Genomic DNA, 21,362 nt, shown 5'->3' on the forward strand with positions numbered 1-21,362 from the left:
CATGAAATTGATCATCTTGCCTCCGGCGCCGGACCAGGCCGGCCTGCCGCCATCCGCGCCATCCGCGGCAGAATCGGCCGTCGATGCGATCGGCGCCGCAACCATTACCGCCATCTCGGCCGACAGCGCTTCCTTATCGGCGCCGCTGGCGGTGTCACTGGCGGCGGCGTTCGAAAAACCGGCGCCGCCGCGCGGCCGCAAGCCGGCGCCGCGCGGCGCGGCCGCCTTGCGGCGGCTGGCCGATGACAGCATCAGCATCAGTGGCGACGCCGACATCGGCGCCGGTGCCGTCATCGAGCAGGGCCCGGCCGGTACCAGGATTACCCCAGGCAATCCGGTCGCGGCAGACCGCATCGGCACGGCGGCGCGCGCCGCATTGGGGCTGGAACGGATCGTGCCGCCGCGTGCTGGCGGCCAGGATCGCGAGGATCGCCGTGACCACGATACGCTGGGTTCGGTGGAACAGGCCGGCGCCAGGTCGAGGCGCGCGGCGTTGGGCGCTAAAGCCGATGCCGCCGATGCTGCCGACGCCGCGCTGTATCAGGTTCAGGGCCGCAGCCAGGACGATGGCGTATTTTATCTGGCGATGGCAGGTATCACGGTGGTGCCGCCATTACGCAGCCCGGTTCCGTCGATCAAGCGCGGTTTGCCGGCCGTCGCGCCGCAGTCGCGCGCGCAATGCATCCGCTTTTGCAACCGCAGCCAGGGTTGCGATCCATCCAGCGCGCTCGGCTGCGGTGGCCGCTGGTGTGTCGATGACGGGGAAGTGTAAAACAGCGAAATGCCAGAGGGGGAGCGCATGCCATGCATGCGCTCCCCCTCTGGCCGTTCAGGCCAGGTGTTTGCGCGGCGCCGTTGCGCTGGTTTCAGGTCTTGCTGAAAAACGCAGATACCAGGCTTCAGCCAGGTCTTTGGTGGTCATGATGGCATCGAGCAACAGGCGCTCGTCCATCACCTGGTGCGCCGCCACCCGGCGCCAGAACAGATAACGGCCGCTGCCGGCATCGATGGCCCAGCCACAATTGCTGCGCGCCAGCGGCGACGCGCTGCTGGTTGGCAGCGTCTGCGCCGGCGTGGCCGGCAACAGCGCCGAAATCAGCAGGGCCGCTCGCGGGAAATCATCGGTAAACGTGGTCGACGTCAGGATATCGTCGAACTGCAGTTCCAGTACCGGCGCCAGTGCATTTGTCGCCGGCTGGCCGCTCAGTTCGGCCAGTTCGTTGAGCAGGCGCAAAACCTGGGACGCGGCTGCCTCGCGCGACTTTGCAGTATTGGAAATGGATTGCTTCATAAAATAGGGTATGGCGTCATCCTGTCGGCAACGCTTTATTATGTATCAAGCCGAACGCCGCCGCAATGGCCGCTTCAATTGATTGTTTGGCAATGTTATTGCTAAAAAAATAGTGCCGGTGCTTGTTACGTCTGATCGCGACGCAAACTTGATCGGACCGGCCCGGCTTGTTGCATGCGCCGGCTGAAAATATGTTGGCTATTACGATTCATTTCAAAGGTGACATAGTGTTCGTCTTCGTGAACCCTGGGCCATTTGCCGGCATCCATGAAGCGCAGCGAGCGTGTATTGAAGCGTTCGATGCGGCTCAGAATGGTTTCCTCCATCTGGAATAACCATTCCAGCGTCGGCTTGAACAGCCAGGCCCACCGGCCATAATATTGCGGCAGCACGGCGATATGGATTTCCTTGCCGTCGAACAGGGCGCCGCCGGCCGGCGCGCCATCGATTTCATAACCGAGCGAGGGGCAATCGGCGTAGTACGCCAGCACCTGTTCCATGCTGACGCCCAATGCGGCGAAATGCTGCGGACCATAACGCAGTCGTTCGGCTTCATACATCAGTTCCAGGTCGGCTTTTTCTGTTATGCGGAATCGGGACATAGCGAGCACCAATGCGTATCGAAGATAAGGAAAGTAAAAAATGGCTGGCGCGCCGGATGACGCGTCAGCCGGGGTGATCAAGGTCAGCCCGATCGTTCAGTTAGATGATTGCGCTTGGATCCGGCTTGTCGTTTTGACCGCCTTGTGCACCGCCGGGGGCGGCGGCGCTAGCGGCGGCGCCGGCGAGGCTGGCGGCCCCGGCCGCGGCTTCAAGGGCGGGGCCGGCGGCAGCGAGAATAGGGGCGAGAAATGGCATGGTAATTCCTTTCAATTTCATTGGTTGGTTGATTGCTGCATTACTCTTCATCTGAAAGAGTATTGATAAGTGGTGGGCTCCGGGCAATTGTTCCAGATGCGGGATTTATATTTTGCCTTCATGGTGCGCTGGAACTTGCATGGCCATTTTGTTACTCACCATGCAGACGGCGCGCATACCTTCACCTTGATGCATGCAATGCGATTTGCGGGGTGTCGCCGATTTTTCGCAACTGACCAGGGAGGAATCAAAGATGGGCTTAAAAGTAGGTGACAGCTTTCACTGTCCGATGGACAATACCAACTATGTGATCACGTCGGACAATACGATTAAAGCGTGCGGCACTGAAAAACATGGTCAATTTCTGCAAGATAATCCGGATTGGAAACAGTATTATTCCAATCCGGACAAGGGCGAAATACGCGAGCCATCGAATGCGCCGCCGCAGCGTTATGTGGTGCCGGGCGAGCCGGGCAGCGGCGCCAGTGGCGCCAGTGGTACCGGCGCCGCCAGCGGCGCGCCGGCGACCGGCGTCTATTCGGCTGAAATCAATGCGGCGGCCAAGGAATTCGGCGTCCCGCCGGAACTGCTGGCGGCGCAGATGCACCAGGAATCCGGCGGCAACCCGAATGCGCTGGGCGACGGCGGCAAGAGCTTCGGGCTGATGCAGTTGCAGAAAGATACCTGGGACAGTTTCCGTAATTCCGACAAGTGCCCGCCGAGCTTGAAGAACGTCGATTTCGAGCAAGTCAAAAATGATCCGGCCACCAATATCCGCGCCGCCGCCGCACTGGACAAGTCGTACCACGACCAGGCCGGCGGCGGTGACGACAAGCATGCATGGGGCGTTGCGTTGCGGATCTATAACAGCGGTTCGATCCAGGATCCAAGCAACCTGAGCAATCCGGCCGACGGTGCCACCACCGACTACGTGCAGAATATCTTCAAGAGCATCAACTGGCAGGTCTGATCAAGCAGCCGGTAGTGCATAAGAAAATGGCCGCTTTCGCGGCCATTGTTCATTACGCTTGCGCAGGCGGCGTTCTATGGTTCAGCGCCGCGGTTTGCTGGTTCAGCGTCTTGGTACTGACGCCTTGCCAGGTCAGTTCGCGGTCGGCCGCGACTTTCAGCGTGGCGCCGGCGCTCAGCATCCAGTTCACCGGAGAGACGCCGCGTTCCTTGCTGACTTCTTCCAGGTTCCACGAACCGACCAGCTCGGCCTGGTTGATCTTGCCGCCATGACCGTCATCCATCCCGGCCAGCGTCGGGTCGCCGCTCAGCAGGCCGGCGATCAGCGTTTTCAGGCCGGCGATTTCCGCCTTTTTTTCTTCCCTGACCTGATCCGACGGGGCATTGCGCAACGCCGCTTGCGCGAACACGATCGCCTCGCGCGACGCGTCGATCAGCTTGACGGCGTCGGCGCGCAGCCGCCAGCGTATCGCCGGGCGCTGGTTGGCCGCGAACTCTTGCTCGACCTGCTGCAAATGCTCGTCGACCTTCTCCTTGCCACCCAATAAGGCTTCCCATGCCGGCCGGTTTTTCGGATGGTTGATCGCTTGCTGATAGGGACCGAATTCCTGGTAGGTGACGTCCTTGTAGATCAGGTTGGGCAGCAGGCGGCCGTGTTCCTCGATGGTGCGCACGGTGGCCAATTTTCCGGTTTCATTCAGCGTCGCTTCGGCCGACAACAGCGGCAGCCTGACGAAGCCGGGCGGCGTCACGCCCACCGCGGTCCTGACGAAATCGCGCCCGGCGCTGCCCACCGTGACGAGCGAACGGGCCGTCGCGCCGGAGGTGTCTGAACGCATGAGCCCGATATGCGGGTTCTCTTCGTGGCCGTGGGTCACGCTGACGCCCATCGCAAAAGCGCTGGTGCTGACGGATTTCGACGTGGTGACCTTGGTTTGCTGCGAGCGGTGATCTTGCCAGCTGACGGAAAAGTCCGGGTCGTCGAAATATCGATCGACCAGCAGCGACTTCCACAAGCTGCCGGGCGGGGTCTTGGGCGCCTGGCCTTTGGCTTCTTTTTCCAATGCCGATGCCGCGTCGAAAAAACTGTTGATGAATTGCGCGGTCTTCGGCTGGTGCAGGTTCAGATCGCCGTCTTGGCTGTTGAGCCTGCGCAAAAAGCGCAAACGCACGCCGGTAAACACCGATTCATCGGCGCCGGTATTGCCGCCAGTCGACAGGCCGACGGCCACCGGCGGCGCCGGGATGCTGAGGCCGCCCTGCGCGCCGACATGGCGCTGGCGGATTTGTTCCACGCCGAAGCCGAGTTCATGCGCATGGCCGCCGGTGTTGTATTCGACCACCGCATTGCGTCCTTTCCTGTAGCGCACGTCCGGCGACGCCGGGAAGGGGATGGTGGTATTGTTGACGCCATACACCCCGCCGGACGACACGCGCAGCCGCGGCCCCATGCGCACCGTCTTGGAAAACGACAGGTAAAACTCGCGCATCGCGTCGATCGACAAGTCGGCCGGCTTCAACTGCGCCTTGGCCAGCACCGCCTTGGCCGAGGTCAAGCCGTCGCGGTATGGCGACGGCGGGGCCTCGGCGCCGGGTGCGCCCAGGCAGGCATGGCCCATCGCTTCCAGCGCTTCCAGCGTGCACGGCTGTTTTTTGCAGGACTGGATATACGCCTTGGCCTCGGCCTCCAGCTGCCTGCGGAATACCGGCGGCAGGCCGGCCGCCAGTTCAAGCGCGCGCTGGTGTACTTGCGGAGCGGTGTTTTTGAAATCGCAGGATTCCGGCGCCAGTCCCTGCGCTATCTGGCCCTGCCAGTTTTCCAGCATCGCCAGGGTATTGACACGCTGCAGTACCTGCGCTGGCGGCACCGTGCCGGGGCGTGCTGTCAGGCTGGCCGCGATGTCATCCTTCAAGCCGCCGATCGCCTGCTTCAGCGCCTGGTCGAAGGCGCCGCGCTCGGCCGTGTCGCTATCGAGCTGGGCTCCGGCCGCGCCCATGCCGAGCGCCAGGAACGGCGCTTTTTTCTGGCCGAACAGCGCGCGCGGATTGGCCCTGCTGAGCCAGTTCTGGCTCATGCTGGCGCTGCGCACCGGCCACAGCACGCTCTTGTCGAGCCGCGCGCTGGCCAGTTGCCGGTTGCCTTGCGGACCGGCTTCGCGCAGGTTTTGGCGCCAGTCGAAATGCGCGGTTTTTTCGGCGTCGCTCAAGGAGCCGACCGCGCCATGATCGCGCCACAGCTTGACCGCGGCGCTCTGCGTCAGGTGCGCCTGCCGGGTGGCGTCGGCGCTGTCGTTGCCGGAATCGCGCGCCTGTTCGAGCGAGGCGCCGGCTTGCAGGTGCAGCAGCAGCGACTGTTCGCGGCGCGCTTGCTGCGTGACCGGTTTCAAGTCGAGCACCACCTCGGCCGGATCGACATCGGTGCGCGCCTTGGCTTGTGCGGTGGCTTGTTCCCAGTCGGCGACCCGCCTTGCGTCGCTTGCGGCGACAGCGGGATCCACCGGCACCGGGCTCAACGCCAGCAGTGCTTCGAAGCCGACCCCGCCCGAGGTGGCCAGCAATTGCGCGGTGCGCCACGCGGCCGCCTTGTCGCCGGAGCTGTCGCGCGGCGCTGGCGGCGCCTTCTTGGGGCCTTCCGGCCCGGCCGCCTTGGCGTCCGGGTCGCCGGCCAGCCGGACCGGCGTGTGCGCAATGACTGGCGCAGGCGCTGTTTTTTGCTCGTGCTCTGCCTTGGTGATGTCCAGGCCCTGCGACAGGATGTGCATGACCTGTTCGGCGCGGAGTACATCGTTGCCGCAAATCGCGGAGACTGCCTGCAACAGCGCCAGCGGGCGTTCGAACTGGCCCGACAAGCGCTGCTGGTCCGACGCGACGGTGCGCTTGGCCAGCGCCAGCATGCGCTGGTGCGCGGCAGCGGCGCCAGGCTGGGCGGACTTGAACAGCCTGGCCGCCTCGGCATCGAACGCCGCTTCGTTTTGTACGATCAGCGGCAGCTTGCTGGCCGCGGCGCTGGCGGCCAGCGTGGCTGGCGCCGGCGCCACCGGCGCGGGCTTGCGCCGTAGCGACAGATGGCGCAGCTTGAACTGGGGCAAAGGCCAGGCCGGGGCATCGGACGACGTGCGGGTCAGGTGGTCGACGCTCAGTGCGATGGCGTCTTTCATGTCCTTGCCGCCAAAATCGCTACCGGTTGGCTTCAGCGTGGGCGCGGCGCCGGCGCTGGCCGGCGCATCGGCCAGCCGGGTACTGCGGGTGGTGTCGAGCGCCGGCGAGCGCAAGCGGCTGCCGGCAACCGAAAAGGTCGACGCCACGGTGACCCTGGCGCTGGATGGAACGCGCATCGCGTCGCGCACCGCGCGCGTCATGATTTTTTGGGCCGACGAATGGTGCACGCGCGGCGCCGCGGCGGTGGTGGTGGAAGTGGCGGGAGTGGCGGCATTCGGCGGCTGTGCGGCTTTCGGTGGTGGCGGGGTAGCTGGGGTTTCGGCAATTGGCGTTGCGTGAGCCGAATGCGTGGGGGGAGTAGCGCCTAAGCTAAACATGGTATGTCCAGTTGAAAGAGGTGATTGTCGACCTGTCACTGCACCAGGCCTGCGGCGGTAGCCCGGGCGCGACAGTCCCGGGAGCATATCTTTCCGGAAAATTAGCCTTTAAGATAACTAATTGGTAGCAGCCAAGGGTCGATCGGTTCCATTGTCAATTGTGTAGTGTTGCTGTTTTACGTCGTACAAATGCCACGCTACAGGGTTGGCCGGAGGGGCGGGGACGCAAAAGAGGGGCGGCGCCGGCCGGTCGCCGGCGCTGGAGGGCTTGCAAACTATATTTGGCGACGCGGCGGCGCATCGTCAAAATCGTCTTCGGAATCGGATTGCGCATCGCGCAGCATGCGTGCGGCTTCGCGCGAGCCGATCTTGCCGATGCCTGACTGGATGCGGCTTGGATGCTTGTTAAATCGGTTCCTGAAGTCTTCGCTCGCCTTGGTCACGGTCGATGGGGCTTTTTTTGACGGCAGCACCGAACCGGACGCGACCTTGTCCCTGGTGCGGAACGCCAGGCTGCCCGCTACCGAATCCGGATCGGGTTGCAGCGACACCGATGATTCTTCAGTTAAAAATGCGCGGATGACCTTGGGCCTGCCGCCTTTCGCGCTGGCCAGTCTTGCATAGTCGACGGCGCCCATGCCTGCCCTGTTGCCGGTTCGGAATTTGGTGAAATAAAAATGAGTCAGCGCATTACTACGGAATTTTTCTACCTGACCTGGATGCAATCTCACGACGCCCAGGGCGATGCCGTTATCCACGCTTGATCCGACTTTGTGGTTGGGATCCATGCCATTAGCGCGTCGGTCTGCCGCCTGGACATCGGTGGTGCCCTGGTAAAACCTGCCTTCTTCGTACACCGATTGTCCGAGTTCTTTCTTCTGTGCCGCGTCAAACTCGGAGGGGCTGGGAGGGATGAACGGGATGATTTCCTCTGCGTCGCGGTGCTGCGCCGTCAGATTGTAGGCCATGGCGCTGCCGGACATGTCACGCTCTTGGTAATATCTGCCCTCCTCGTACGCCGCTTTGCCGGATGCATTCTTCTGTGCCGCGTCAAACTCGGAGGGGCTGGGCGGGATGAATGGGATGATGTCTGGTGTGCGGCGCTGTTGCGACATCAGTTGGTGCCGCATGGCCGATCCCGACATGGCGCGCGGCCTTTGCTGCGGCAAGCCTGGCGGCGGCAGCCCGGCAGCGTTGAAATTGGCGTGGGTGGCGGCTGGCAGTGGCGGCCCATAGATGGGATAAGGGACGCGCGGGGTTGCCTTCTTGATTGCCGCCCGTGTTGGCTGAAAGGGGGCGGGAGGGACGGTGGGACGTGGCTGGGCGATGGCCTGCGGTGGCCGGTCGTAGAGCGGCGCATTGCTGCTGGCACTCGCTGGCGTCTGGTAAAGATTCGTCGGTGCGGCTTGCGCCATCGCTTCCGGTGTCGGCCGAAAGGGCTGCGTAGCCAGCCTGGGACGCGGCTGTGCGATCGCCAGCGGCGGCTGGGCATGGATCGGATGAGCGCTGCTGGAATTGATTGGCGGCCTATAAATGTCGCGTGGCCGCGAACGCCGCGAGTCGGGTGGGGGCAACTGGCTCGCGCTGGCGTTAAAACTCGCCGCTACCGGTGCCGCCGGTGGCGGCCCATAGATGGGATAGGGATAGTTTGCTTGAAATGAGCTCGGTTTCATAGGTGCTTTTGCAGGAGTTCAGGATGTTTTCGCAGGCAGCGAGTCATCTGACAACGCTCCCTGCCGGCATCGCTTGTTAACGCCACGGTGCCACATCGGCAAAATCGCTGTCGGAGTCGGTTTGCTCCTCGCGCAGCATGCGTGCGGCTTCTTGCGAGCTGATCGTATCGATCCGCAACGCAGTACGGGCTGGATTGTTGTTAAATCGGGTCTTGAAGTCTTCACTCGCCTTGATCAGGAGATACTTGGAATCTGCCTCAGCAGAGAATGTCGCCAGATGGCTGTTCATCTGAGGACGCTCCCTGCCGAGAGAGGCACTCCTTTTGTTGCTAATCTCTCGGCAGCAAAACGATATTAGAATTTATCGTCATCCGAATCGCTCTGCACATCGGCGAGGATATGTGCGGCACGGGTGCTGTCGAGTTCAGGAAGGCGGAACATTGGGCGGAACGGTACCTTGTTGTATTCGTTCTTGAAATCTTCGCTGGCCTGGGTCACCTTGACGCGGGCATGCTTGGAGCGTAGAACCGATCCTGCTGGAACCTTGGAGCTGGTGCGCACCGCCTTGACTTCGCGGTTGCGGGAAATGCTGTCCGGATCGGATTCCAGTTGCACCCGGCCTCCTTGCGGTAAAAATACCCTGAGCAATTTAGGATCGCGGGTTTGGTAAGCGGCCATGTTGGCATATTCTGTCGCGCCCAGTTCTTCGCCTTCCTGGTGTTTCAGTGGCGTGAAATAGTGATGTTTAAGAGCGTTATCCCTGAACGCTTCGACTTGCTGATCCAATTGCTCCTGCAATTCTTGCTGCGAATAAGCTGTTGGTGGCCCGTTATAGCTAAAACTCACATAGCCGAGCGCAATGCCGTTGTCCACGCTTGATGTGTTTTTGGTGCGCGGATCCATGCCATCGGTGCGCCGTTTAGTAGCAGTGCGCAAGTCCGTGCCTTGATAAAGCCGATTTGCCTTGTATACCTCGTTGGCCAGATTTTTTTCATGATTAGAAATGTACTGAACTGGCGCCTTGGGTTGTCTTTGGGGGAAATTCGTCTGTAATTGGTGTTGCCGCATCGAATCCGAGGACGCCCGTGGTCGCCGCTGCGCGTTGTTCGGAACCGCGTACTGTTGCTGGCTTTGCTGGCTGCCGCCGGCGCCGTGATGCGATATGCCTGAGCTTGAATAATTGTAAGGGGCAGGGGGAGTTGCGTTAGATTTCATAATGGTCAGTGTTTGAATGGATGTTGTGGATCAAGCGGCTTTGCTATGTCACCCGGCTGTCGCTGATCGCGGTAGCCGGGTTCAAGCGCCGCGTCCCTGAGCGGCTTATTGCCTGGAAGAGTGCCAAGGCGCGTCTGGAGGTCCATCGAGGGCAGACGGCGTTTTTGCGGCCTCCAGCCATCGTCGAGATCGTCAGCCGGGCCTGCGGCGTGGTGGCCAAGGGCGATGTGGCGCGCGGCATGGATTTTGCAATTTTTCTGGCAAGCGATTTGTTCCGTGAACGATGCGTGCGCTTGCCGGCATGATGCCCGAGCCGGCAAGTTTGGATCAGCGGATTGGCAGAGATAAAAATCTTGATCAAACCGGGGCGCGGGCACGCAGGGAAAAAACCATCAGCCTGGTTGCTGAAGGCATGCCGAGATAAATCGCTGACGTTGTTTTGTCATGATGCTTATCGTAAGCCGTCTTCGTCGTCGGACTGCACATCTCGTAACAACTCGCCCGCGGTTTTCAGGTCGACCTTGACACCTTGGTCTTTCAGGCGCCGTTGGAAAACCTCGGCATCCTTTCCTGGCGCGCTACGCTTGCTTCCGAGCACATGCTTTGGCGCTACGTCATCCTTGGTATGCACAGCGGTCCGATCGCTCATATAAGAATCCCTCTCAAAAGTGGTGTGCTTGTTGGTATGGGCACCCATGGTGCGTACCAACGCGGCTCCCCGGCCATTAATCTGGGCGAACGAGGCGGCAACCTTCTTGTCGCCGGTGAAGTAGTGGGTTGGCTTCGTGCCGACTTCGGTAAACGCGGTTTTATCGGCTGCGCGAAAGCCATTCTGACGAATACTTGCCGCCGAATTTTTGTCTGTGCCATGGAACAGACGTTCCTTTTCGTACACCGCCCTGGCTGTGGTGTGGAGTCCGTCCTGGGCCGAACTTCCTTGCTGAGACAGCAATTGCTGCTGTCTCATCGCATCCGAGGATGCCCGTGGCCGCCGTTGTGTGGAGCTTGAAGACTGTTGATTCGACTGGCTGGTGCCTTGATATGGCATGCTTTGCGCCGTTGTTGAATAGTTGTAATGGGCTGGAGGTGTTGCGTTGGATTTCATGATGGTGAGTATCGGTTGGATGCGGTTGATGTGAATGTTGCTATCGTGTTGTCGTCATAGAATTCGTTAAGAAACCTTGCATTTTTTTGGCAAGAAATTTATCCGGAATATATTCAGCGCTGATCGTCTGAGCGTATTCATGGAAAGTAAGTGGGAGGGGCAAGCATTTCAGTTCCTTCCATGCTGCAATGGCAATATTTTTCCGTCTGCTAAGTGAACTAAGTTGCAGATTGCGCCACTCATTTGCACTTGAGTGGTGCGTTGAGCACTCGAGTGGTGCGTCGATGCAACGCGCGCCGGAGACACGCTGGCCAGCGAGCCGGGCCAGCGTTGGTGAACCTTCCTATAATCACACAGCCTATGCAGCTGCCCATCTATCATGCCTATTCATTTCCGTTTTCCAGGGACGTCGTCATCGCGTCCGCAAGAAGAAACCCCTGCCAGCAATGCGCCGCAGCCGGTGCCGCCCCATGCGGTGCCGTTATCGACCCGGCTGGCGGGCAAGCCGGGCGCCGCGGGTTCCAGGCTGGGACATCAGTTGGCCAAGCGCCAGATCACCTCGAGTGCGCGGATGCTCGCCCTGACCAGTTCTCGCTCGTCGGAAATGCCCGACAAGAAAGGTTTGCCGGCGCAATTGGAGGGGCAGCAAACGCTGCACGCCAACGCGCGCGAGCTGGCGCAGCGGGTCGAGCGCATCATGGACACCACGCTGGAAGAATTGCCCGGGCTGAATGCGCGGCCGGGCCGCTCGGCCTTGATGGAAAAGTTGAGCACGTATTGGCCGGCGACGCTGTTCGTGCCGAAAAAACTGAGGGACCTGGTCCATGACGACGCCGCGTATGCGCAACTGGGCGACGCATCCGGCCAAGCCGACAGCAGCGATGCCGCGACCCCGCAAAATACCCTTAACGAGCGCAAGAGCTTGCTGGCCCAGGTCGCGACCGGCATGAAACAGTTGAAACAAGCCGAGTCGGAATACGTTGCGGCGCGCGACACCGTCTCGGCCGGGGGGGGGCAAGCGTCGCAAACCGAACGCGAGGCACTGGAGCAGGCCGAGCGCAAGCTGCAAGATGCGGTAGATCGATTGCATGCGTCCGTCACGCTGACCACCATGCTGGGTGGCCACGATAATGCGCTGGCCACCGATTTATTGCGGCGCAAGACCGACTTCGTCAAGGTCCAGGTGCAGATTTGCCAGCATAAACTGCGTCAGGCCGGACTCGACCTGGACCAGCAGCGCGGCCTGCTGATTCAGCAGCGCGACGGTTTGCAGGAGACGCTCGCGATGCTGACCTTGAGAGCCGACGACGCCAGGCGCGGCAAGGCGGAGATGGAAACCCTGCTGGGTTCCCTGCAAGAGCAGCTGACGCTGGACCTGGCGCAGCGGCCGCAGTCCGATGCCGGCGCCATCGAGCCGCCCGATGCGGCGCTGGAGCAGCGGATCGCCGTGGCCACGCGCCAGATCGACCAGTTGCAACTGGCGCTGCCGGACGTTGCCGTGCAATTGGCCGCGCACGAGGAAACGCTGGAGCTGGCACAGCAGGCGTTCGAACAATTTGCCCCGGTATATCACGAGAAAATGACGCAACTGTATGCGTCGCGGCGCCAGGTGGTCGATGGACAGCAGCAGTTGAGCAAGTCGGACGATGCATTGTCAAGCCGGGCCGATGCGTGGAAACAGCGCAGCGCCGATACCTATGCGCTGGAACTCGAACAGCGTGGCCAGGCGGTCGAGGCGCTGCTGCACGCGGCGCCCGGCTTTGCCCAGCACGACTTGCTGGCGCCTGCCGGCGCACAGTTGCAGGCGGCGCTGCGCCAGATTGCCGATGCCTTGCCGGAAGATAATCCGCACACCGATCGTTTACTGCCGCGCGTTGCCATCGTCGAGATCGTCAGCCGGGCCTGCGGCGTGGTGGCCAAGGGCGATGTAAGGCGCGGCGCCGCTTTGCTGCAGGAATTGTTGTCCAAGCCGAGCGGGCAATGGCCGGGCGGGGCGCCATCCGATGATTTGCGGGCACTGTACCGGCATATGGCCGAGGTGCCGCGCGGCATGGAGTTACTCGGCAAGGTGGCGGCCGGAAAGACCGGTGCGCCGCCAAAACCGGCCCAGCTTGAAGCGTTGCAAGTGTACTGGATCGCTGACCAGGCCCGGGCCGGCAAGTCGCCGTCAGACAAGAACCCGTGGCTGGACTCGGCCCAGTCGGCGGCCAAAGAGGCGCTGCGCACGCGCGGCGCCGGTGAGCCGGCTTTCGATATCGATGCCTTGCCGCTGGAGCAGAAAATCGCTTTCCGCGGCGTCAGCAAAGGCTTGTTGTCGAATGGACCCGGTTCCGATTTCGAACGCATCAATAACAGCTTGCTCAAATTCGGCGGCGAATGGGTGGACTTGACCCATCGAGAAGAAGGCAAGCCATTGCGCCGGCTGCCACGCTCGCCGTTCAATCCGGCCCGCACCCGCACCACGCCGTTCGATCCGAAGGTGTTGCGGCTGGGTATCAAACAAATGGAAGCGCATGGCATGCCATCGGTCAAAACCGATGCGGACAAGAAAATTGGCGAATTGGCGGGCAAGTTGTCCGATATATTGGCGCCGCGCTTGCAGTCGGCTGCGCCCACCGAATTCGATGTCATGGCAAAGGTATTGTGCGACTACATCAGCGGCCAGCATGCGCTCAAGGAGCAGCGGCCCGAGCTGGCCGCGCCCCGGCTGAAGACGGCGTTTCATTCCGCCAAACGGCTTTACAAGAGTCACCTGGCGCCGCTCGACCAAGAGCAGATACGGCGCGAAACCAGCGCCCAGCTGCGCCGCCGCAGCCATCCGGAGCAGGCGCATGCGGTTAATCCGCGCATGCTGATCAAGGCCAATCCCGCCGCGAAACCGCCGCCGGCGCCGTTCGCCGCATTATTCCGCGACGCCGGCGACGAGGGCGTGACATCGGCCGCCGCGTTGCGCGCGCTGGTCGATCATCTGGACGGCAGCCTGTCCGCTAGCGAACAGGCCGCGCTGCTGCCTGAACTGGAGAAAATGGAACACGCCGTCAAGGCGGCCGGGCGCAAGCGTTTCCAGAGCAAGTCCGAGATCCGCGATTTTTATGCGCCGATGCTGGAGCAGTTGCGGCTGCGCAATGAGTTGACGATGACCGGCGGCGGCGAAATCGGCGGCGGCATTCCGCTGCTGCCATGGGCGCCGATCGCGCCGCTGACCGCGAATGTGAATGTGAACCTGTTTTCGAAGAAGCAGGAAGCCGCTTTTGCACTGAAAAACCCGATTTACGGCATGGAATTCATTATGTCCGACATCGTCACCACAGGTTCGGACATCAAGGGCACCGTCGGTTTCGGGCTCGACCTGGGGCCGTTCAAACTCACCTTGCCGGCTTTTTCGCTGAAGGCAGAACGCAGCGATGCGCGCACCGATTACACGGTCTTGCGCAACTTGCGCGGCAAATACACGCACAACGCGGCGGCCGAGCGGGCCACCGGCGACCAGGCCATGGCGCTGCTCGACACGCTGATCAACTGGGATGCCGATGACAAGCAAGCCCCGTCAGGGCGGGCTTTCCAGGGGCCACTGGAAGCGGTGCTGGCGCTGCATCCGGAAATCATGGTCGGCTGGGGCAGCAAACATAGCAGCAACAAGCAAGCCAGCGCCGAACTGGCCACCGTCGCCCGCGCACCCATCGGCAGCGACCGCCTGGCTGGCGGCATCGGCCTGACCGTGACCGCCAAGGCCGATGGCAACACCGAGCGTACTGTCGAGCATTCCGGCTGGCGTGCGCACGAGACCACGGTCGAGCGCGTGTCGCAGCGTCGCCAGCGGCTCACCGGCGGCTTGACGCTGGGCGGCACGACCACGCTGTACAAACATCCGCTGGAGCATGCCGGCCAGAAGGAAGGTTCGATCCGCGTGCCGGGCGTGGTCAATCTGCTCGATTCTTCGGTGCAACTTGCCTATAACCTGGAACGCAACCGCTACGCCGTCGGCGACAAGCAGGGCGCCACGCTGGACCGGATTTATGCCCGCTCCGACACGATCCTGGCTGAAATCGAAAACAATATGGAAGACTTTTATTTACGCTTCCTGGAAGCGGTCCCGGTCGAGCCGGGCGAGGCCAGGGATACGCCGCAAAACCGCTTGCGCGCCGAAACCAGCCTGCGCCAGTTCATGGCCGATGTGAAGGCGGCGAAATCCAGTCCCAGCCTGCAATTCAACTTGCGCTATGAATTGCAGCCACGGGTGGCCGGCTGGCTCGATTCGCTCAATGCGCTGGAAAAGATCGCGCTGCAGGGCGGCGACCAGGCCGCAGCCAGGCGGCATCGGGAAGCGTCCGAAGAATTGTTGCAATTTCGCAGCAGCTGGACCTTCAAGAATTGCACCATACGCAGCAGCGGCAAATCCAGCGACGACCGTGGCTGGGATTTGCTGATACGGCTGATGTCGCGGCGCAGCGCGGAATCGTCGGTGACGCCGACCGCTTATCCGGGCTGAGCCGGATGCTGATTTTTTGGTAAGGGCAGGCGAACCAAACAGCGGCAGGCGCCACTGATGGAAGCTTGAGATGTGCAGCGGTCACGGCGGAAGCGATGATCTTTTCTTTTTGCATAGCCAAGCGTGGGAGCAAGCGTGGGAGCGAAAAGTGAGCATCGGTCCGCCGTGGACGGTAAAGCGGCGCATCGCAAGCCAGGATCATCCTGGTAATTATTTTATTTTCCATAACCACTTACGGTCAGCCTGCCATGCCTATACGTCTTCCCCATTTATTTCATTCCACGACATCGTCCGCGGTCACGCCGGACCATGCCCGCAACAGTGCACCCGCACCCTTGGCGCCGCATGCGGCGCCGCTATCGGGCCGGCTGGAGGGCCAGGCCGATAAAGACAGATCGAAAGTGGGGCGTGTCCTCGGCAAACGCCAGTTCGCGCTCAGTTCGCGCGCGGTCGGCCTGGGGCGCGTGCGAATTGCCGAGTTGCCGCATAAGACAGGGTTGCCGGCGCGCATCGATGATCGCCAGACACTGCATGCGTCGGCGCGCGCGCTGGCGCAGCGGGTCGAACGCATCATGGACACCACGCTGGAAGAATTGCCAGAAATTAATGCCCGGCCGGGACGCTCGGCGCTGGTGGAAAAGTTGAGCGGGTATTGGCCCGCCAGCATGTTCATTCCGAAAAAGGTGAGCGAGCTGCTCGCCGAGGACGTAGTCGTTACGAACTATTCGTTGAAAAAAGTCACGCAAAAGATCGTATTCAAAAAGAAGATCATACTCAATAAACAAAAGACCGTATTCAAGCAAGAGATCGATAAGGCGGCCGGCGCAGTGCCGCGCGATACCCGTCCCCAGCGCCGCGATTTTCTGGATCAAATCGCGGCCGGCATGGCACAGTTGACGCAAGTTGAACGCGAATACATCGCGGCACGCGACGCGGTGTCCAGTCAAGGCGAGACACCGTCCTCCGTCTCGGTGGATAAACTGAATGACGCGCAACTGCGCTTGCAAGAGGCGGTAGACACATTGCATGCATCGGTCACATTAACCACCATGCTGGGTAGCCACGACAATGCGCTGGCCACCGACTTATTGCGGCGCAAGACCGACTTCGTCAAGGTCCAGGTCGAGATTTGCCAGGAAAAGCTGCGCAAGACCGGCCTCGACCTGGACCAGCAGCGCGGCTTGCTGAATCAGCAGCGCGACGGTTTGCAGCAGGCGGTGGCGCTGGCCGACCTGGCCGTGGCCGACGCCGAACGTGGCCAGTTCACGATGGAAACCTTGTTGATCTGGATGCAAGAACAACTGGTACTGGACCAGGCGCCACAGCCGGCCGATGCCAGGCATGACCAGGAGCGCGCCAGCCGGATCGCCGAGACCGGGCAGCAGATCGCGCAGTTGCAGCCGGTCATTTCGGCGGCACGGCAGCAACTGGCCGCCTGCGAGCGCGAGCGCAGCCAGGCGCAAGAGGCGCTCGATCAATTTGCACCGGTGTATACCGAACAAATGACGCAATTGTATGCGCAGCGGCGCAAGGTGGTCGGCGAACAGGAGCAGTTGAGCAAGTCGGCCGCCGCGCTGCCGGCCCGGGCCGAGGCGTGGCAACAGCGCGCCGGCGACACGTACGCGCTGCAGCACGAACAGCACCAGCAAGCCATCGATGCGCTGGTGCGCACCGCGCCGGGCTTCGCGCCGCAAAAATTACTGGCCTCGGCCGACGCGCACGCCCAGTTGCAGACGGCGCTGCGCCAGGTCGCCGAGGCATTGCCCGAAGATGATGTGCAAGCCGAACGCAGCTTGCCGCGCATGGCGGTGGTCGAGATCATCAGCCGCTCGGTGGCTTCCGCTGCCGGCGGCGATGCGCAGCGCGGCGCCGACCTGCTGCGTGAATTGCTGTCGCGGCCCAGCGAGCAGTGGCTGGTTCCGCCCCCCAAGGAGGGCGTGCCGGCGCTGGTGCATGCGCCGCCATCGGACGATTTGCGTACGCTGTTCCGCAATATGGCCAGTGTGCCGCGCGGCATCGAGCTGCTCGACCAGGTGGCGGCCGGCAAGACCGGCACCACCATGAACCGGCCGCAGCTGGAGGCGCTGCACCTGTACTGGATTGCCGACCAGGCCCAGGCGCGCGAATCGTCTGACGACGTCAAGGCATGGCTGGAATCGGCCAAGTCGGTGGCCTGCCACGCGGTGCGCAACAGCGACAAGGATGCGCCGCTGTTCGATATCGAGGCTTTGCCGCTGGAACAGAAAATCGCTTTCCGCGCCGTCGGCAAAGGTTTGTTGTCGAACGCACCGGGTTCCGATTTCGACCGCATCAACCAGACCTTGCTCAAATTTGGCGGCGAGTGGGTCGACTTGCCGAAGGATGAGCGCGGAAAACTGATGCGCCAGCTGCCCCGTTCGCCGCTCAATCCGGCCAGTACCCGCACCACGCCATTCGCACCCAAGGTGCTGCGGCTGGGCATCAAGCAACTGGAAGCGCAAGGCATGCCGTCGGTGAAAAGCGACGCCGACAAGAAGATCAGCGAGCTGACCCGCAAATTGACCGGCATCCTGCAACAGGCGCCGCTGTCGAAAGGGCGGCCGGCCACCGCTGGCGATGCCGAATTCGAGGTGATGGCGAAAGTCGTGTGCGATTACATGCTTGGCCAGCATGCCGGCCAGGAAGACAGCGCCGAGCTGGCCACGCCCCGCCTGAAGACGGATTTTCATAAAAGCAAGCGGCTGTACAAGACCCGTCTGGGTCCGCTCGACGTGGAACAGATTCGCCGCGAAAGCGCCGCGCGGTTGCGCCATTTGCGCGATCCCGGGCAGCCGCAAGCCGACGGACAACGCAAGCTGATCAAACCCAATCCCGCCGCGCAGCCGCTGCCGGCGCCGTTCGACCAGCTGTTCGGCAAGGAAGGCGCGCTGCCGGGCGAGGTCGTGCGGACGCTGGTCGGCCATCTCGACAGCCATCTGTCGGCCGCGCAAAAAACGCAGCTCGGCTGGGACGATTTGCAACTGGCGGCGCAGCTCGACAAGATGGACCACGCGGTCGCCGCGGCCGGGCGCAAGCGTTTCAACAGCAAGGCCGAGATCCACGATTTTTATGCGCCGATGCTGGAGCAGCTACGCTTGCGCAATCAATTGACGATGACCAGCGGCGGCGAAGTCGGGGTCGGCATCCCGATGCTGCCGTGGGCGCCGGTCGCACCGCTGATCGCGAACGTCAACATGACGCTGTTTTCAAAAAAACAGGAAGCCGCCTTTGCGCTGAAGAGCCCGACCTATGGCGTCGAATTCATCATGTCCGACATCGTCACCAAGGGCGCCGACATCAAGGGCACGGTAGGCTTCGGGCTGGACCTGGGCTTCTACAAATTGACCTTGCCGGCTTTTTCGCTGAAGGGGGAGGCCAATAATACCCATACCGACTACGCCGTGCTGCGCGGCTTGCGCGGCAAGGACAAGAGCGGCGTGCGCGAGGAACAGGCGGCCCGCGATGACAGCCTGGCGCTGCTCGATACGCTGATCAACTGGGATGCCGACGGCAAACATCCGGAACCGGGGCAGGTCTTCCAGGGGCCGCTGGAAGCGATCCTGGCGCTGCATCCGGCGGTCGAAGTGGGCTGGGGCAGCAAGGATGGCCGCAACCGCCAGGTCACGGCCGACCTCGCCGCCGCCATCCGCGTACCGCTCGGCATCGACCGGCTGTCGGCCGGGGTGGGCCTGAATATCAACGCCAAGGCCGACGGTTCCACCGAACGCACCGTCGAACACTCCAGCTTTGCCCATCGCGAGCTGCATGACCAGTTCGACCAGCGCCGCCAGCGCATGGCCGCCGGGGTGGTGCTGGGCGGTTCCGGCACCTCGTACAAGCAGGCGCTGACCCATGACGACGGCGGCCTGGATGGCAGCATCCGCATCCCGGCGCCGTTCAGCCTGGCCGACCTGAGCCGCGAGCTGGCCTACAATCTGGAGCGCAATGGCGTGACCACCTTCAGCATCGGCGACAAGGCCGGCGCCAGCGCGGACCGGGTCTATGGCCGGGCGGAAACGCTGCTGGCCGAGATCGAGGCGAACATGGAGGAATTCTACCTGCGCTTCCTGGAAGCGCTGCCAGTCGAGCCTGGCGCAGTCAGGGACACGCCCGAAAACCGCGCGCTGGCCGAATCCACGTTGCGCCAGTTCATGGCCGACTTGAAGACGGCCGCATCGCGTCCCAACCTGCAATTCAACTTGAAGTATGAATTGCAGCCGAGGATGAGCGGCTGGGTCGACGGCTTGCGTGCGATGGAAGCGATCGCCGCGCACAACGGCGACCTCGACGCGGTGCAGGAGTATCGCCAAGCCGCCATCCAGCTGATGCAGTTCCGCAGCAGCTGGGCTTTCAAGAATTGCGCGATCCGCAGCAAGGGCAAGGCCGGCGACGACCGTGGCTGGGATTTCCTGGTGCGCCTGATGTCGCGCAGCAGCGCCGAAAGCTCGGTGGCGCTGAACGCCTATCCGGCCTGATATGCATGGCAACCTGCCGGCTGGTCCGGCAGGCGTAAAAAAAGCCCCGTCACAACGGGGCTTGCATGGTGCGGAATTGGCCGCCTTAGCGCGGGCTGTTCATCATTTCGTGCAATTCGAGCCGGTTGTAGGTGGCGCGCATCGCATCTTTCGAGCTGACCTGGTTCTTGCTGACCATCTTGGCCAGCACTTCGTTCAAGCCGCGCGACAGATTGTCTTCCTTGCGCTTGATGAAGTCCGTAATCATGTGCAGCTTGCCCGGGTCGCTGATGAACGGCGCCACTTGCTGGTTTTGATTAAAGATCATTTCGCTGGCAAGCACGAACGATTCGCCGTCTTCGCTCGGCAGCAGGTTTTGATAAATCACGCCGACCAGCGAATTGGCCAGCGCGGCGGAGCGCTGGCTATATTCGTTCGACGGGAAAAAGCTCAGGAACTTGCTGATCGCGCCCAGCGCGCTATTGGTGTGCATGGTGGCCATCATCAGGTGGCCCGATTCGCCGGCGTGCAGGACGGTGTCGGCGGCGTTGAAGTCGCGGATTTCGCCGAGCATCAGCACATCCGGTTTTTGGCGCAAGCCTTCACGCAAGCCACTTGCAAAACTTTCGGTATCGGTCGGCACTTCCTTTTGCGAGATGATCGACAAGTTGCGCTCAAGAATGTATTCAATCGGTTCTTCGATGGTGACGATATGGCCGTTGCGGTGCGTATTCAAATGTTGCAGCATCGACGCGATGGTGGTGGTCTTGCCGGAGCCGGTCGGCCCGGTGACCAGGATGATGCCCTTGGTCGCTTCCAGCATGGTCTTGACGTACAGCGGCAAGCCGGTTTTTTCGATCGGCAGCGGGTGCAGCGGCAATTTGCGGATCGAGATCGCCACTTTTTCGCCACTTGCCAGGCGGTAGGCGTTGCAACGCAGGCGGCAATTGGTCAGCGCACGGGAACGGTCGATCGCCGCGGTAATGATTTTATCTTCCCAGTCTTCGTCGATCGATTCCAGCACCGGCACCATGTCGCGCAACTCGACCGGTTCCGGGCTGGTCTCGACCCAACCCCTTGGGGTCTTGATCATAATCGGCATATCCTGTTCGATATGCACGTCGGAAAACACACGTCCCGTATTGATCAGGGACATCAGCTCCCAGAGAACGTTTCTTTCGGGAAAAAAATCCTGGCTCATGTTGGTGGCTTCTTTTTTCTACTCATTATTAATGTACGGATACACGGATTGATACGTTGTCGTAGTCACAATCAAAGACTAATTTTACTCTGTTTGCGGCGACATATTCTCAAAAAATCTCGTGTGCGGCCTGACATTGATGTTTACGATATGGCGCGTTTTGCCCGAGTGGCGCCCGGCTCAATGATTGAATTTCTGGAGGGCAATTTTTTCACTGGCGATATGTCGGAGTTGGTGTGGTCGGCGCAGTCATCGCGTTGCTGGCGCTGCCGGCCATCATACCGCAAGTATCGCGCGGTTCAGTCGCGCGCGCATGCTTGCCCGATATGCATTTCCTAGGACTCCGCTTCGATCAGGCAAACCATCTGCGCGCGCCGCCGGGCTTCCTGTTCCAGGCGTATCATGTGCAACTGGATGCGCGCGGCGCGGCGCGCCGTGATGATGTGCTGGGCTTGCCGGTCGAGATCGCGCAGTTGCCAGCGGATCGTCATTTTGCGGACTAATCGTAAAAGCTGTTTCATGGATGACCTTTCAAGAGGTGGCTGCCTGAATA

At 61.7% G+C, this 21,362-nt stretch carries 15 protein-coding genes; 5 read left to right on the forward strand and 10 right to left on the reverse strand.

Annotated elements, in window-relative coordinates; all coding sequences use genetic code 11:
* Position 1: 1 nt before the first annotated feature.
* Complete coding sequence (locus GJA_RS07800; protein ID WP_038490715.1) at positions 2-772, forward strand: hypothetical protein; 771 nt, start codon at positions 2-4, stop codon at positions 770-772.
* Positions 773-829: 57 nt separating this feature from the next.
* On the opposite strand, the gene GJA_RS07805 is transcribed toward GJA_RS07800, so the two are convergent.
* The 3 genes from GJA_RS07805 to GJA_RS27760 all read right to left on the reverse strand — a co-directional run bounded on the left by GJA_RS07805 (position 830) and on the right by GJA_RS27760 (position 2,149).
* Entirely contained in the window at positions 830-1,291 is a 462-nt protein-coding gene (locus tag GJA_RS07805) for a hypothetical protein (protein ID WP_038490717.1), read from the reverse strand.
* Positions 1,292-1,416: 125 nt separating this feature from the next.
* Positions 1,417-1,893 (reverse strand): GNAT family N-acetyltransferase, encoded by a 477-nt coding sequence (locus tag GJA_RS07810; protein ID WP_144241447.1) that lies wholly within the window; start codon positions 1,891-1,893, stop codon positions 1,417-1,419.
* A gap of 100 nt (positions 1,894-1,993) precedes the next feature.
* On the reverse strand, positions 1,994-2,149 hold the full coding sequence (locus GJA_RS27760) for a hypothetical protein (protein ID WP_156484096.1): 156 nt from the start codon (positions 2,147-2,149) through the stop codon (positions 1,994-1,996).
* 253 nt (positions 2,150-2,402) lie between these two features.
* Between GJA_RS27760 and GJA_RS26050 the strand changes: the two genes are divergently transcribed.
* The gene (locus GJA_RS26050) at positions 2,403-3,119 is read left to right on the forward strand and encodes a transglycosylase SLT domain-containing protein (RefSeq protein WP_167541090.1); all 717 of its coding nucleotides are present in this window, start codon (positions 2,403-2,405) and stop codon (positions 3,117-3,119) included.
* 52 nt (positions 3,120-3,171) lie between these two features.
* Here GJA_RS26050 and GJA_RS07825 read toward each other — a convergent pair whose 3' ends face one another.
* The 4 genes from GJA_RS07825 to GJA_RS27170 form a co-directional block, all read right to left on the reverse strand.
* Positions 3,172-6,654, reverse strand: coding sequence for a hypothetical protein (locus tag GJA_RS07825; RefSeq protein WP_144241448.1), 3,483 nt, complete (start codon positions 6,652-6,654; stop codon positions 3,172-3,174).
* Between the two features lie 275 nt (positions 6,655-6,929).
* Entirely contained in the window at positions 6,930-8,069 is a 1,140-nt protein-coding gene (locus GJA_RS07835) for a hypothetical protein (protein WP_144241449.1), read from the reverse strand.
* 334 nt (positions 8,070-8,403) lie between these two features.
* Complete coding sequence (locus GJA_RS07840) at positions 8,404-8,616, reverse strand: hypothetical protein (protein ID WP_038490732.1); 213 nt, start codon at positions 8,614-8,616, stop codon at positions 8,404-8,406.
* Positions 8,617-8,681: 65 nt separating this feature from the next.
* Positions 8,682-9,542, reverse strand: coding sequence for a hypothetical protein (locus GJA_RS27170; RefSeq protein ID WP_144241450.1), 861 nt, complete (start codon positions 9,540-9,542; stop codon positions 8,682-8,684).
* 20 nt (positions 9,543-9,562) lie between these two features.
* Between GJA_RS27170 and GJA_RS07850 the strand changes: the two genes are divergently transcribed.
* Positions 9,563-9,847, forward strand: a complete 285-nt coding sequence (locus GJA_RS07850; RefSeq protein WP_038490737.1) for a hypothetical protein — start codon at positions 9,563-9,565, stop codon at positions 9,845-9,847.
* Between the two features lie 146 nt (positions 9,848-9,993).
* Here GJA_RS07850 and GJA_RS07855 read toward each other — a convergent pair whose 3' ends face one another.
* Positions 9,994-10,647, reverse strand: coding sequence for a hypothetical protein (locus GJA_RS07855; RefSeq protein WP_144241451.1), 654 nt, complete (start codon positions 10,645-10,647; stop codon positions 9,994-9,996).
* 379 nt (positions 10,648-11,026) lie between these two features.
* Between GJA_RS07855 and GJA_RS07860 the strand changes: the two genes are divergently transcribed.
* A complete protein-coding gene (locus GJA_RS07860) occupies positions 11,027-15,136 on the forward strand; it encodes a coiled-coil domain-containing protein (RefSeq protein WP_038490742.1) in 4,110 nt (1,369 codons plus the stop codon).
* A 248-nt stretch (positions 15,137-15,384) separates the two neighbouring features.
* A complete protein-coding gene (locus GJA_RS07865; RefSeq protein ID WP_144241452.1) occupies positions 15,385-19,629 on the forward strand; it encodes a cell envelope integrity TolA family protein in 4,245 nt (1,414 codons plus the stop codon).
* 85 nt (positions 19,630-19,714) lie between these two features.
* On the opposite strand, the gene GJA_RS07870 is transcribed toward GJA_RS07865, so the two are convergent.
* Entirely contained in the window at positions 19,715-20,809 is a 1,095-nt protein-coding gene (locus GJA_RS07870) for a type IV pilus twitching motility protein PilT (RefSeq protein WP_038490747.1), read from the reverse strand.
* A 335-nt stretch (positions 20,810-21,144) separates the two neighbouring features.
* Positions 21,145-21,330 (reverse strand): hypothetical protein, encoded by a 186-nt coding sequence (locus GJA_RS27175; RefSeq protein ID WP_144241453.1) that lies wholly within the window; start codon positions 21,328-21,330, stop codon positions 21,145-21,147.
* Positions 21,331-21,362 lie beyond the last annotated feature (32 nt).

Origin of the sequence: Janthinobacterium agaricidamnosum NBRC 102515 = DSM 9628 (assembly GCF_000723165.1) — a bacterium.
In the GTDB taxonomy this organism is placed as follows: domain Bacteria; phylum Pseudomonadota; class Gammaproteobacteria; order Burkholderiales; family Burkholderiaceae_D; genus Janthinobacterium; species Janthinobacterium agaricidamnosum.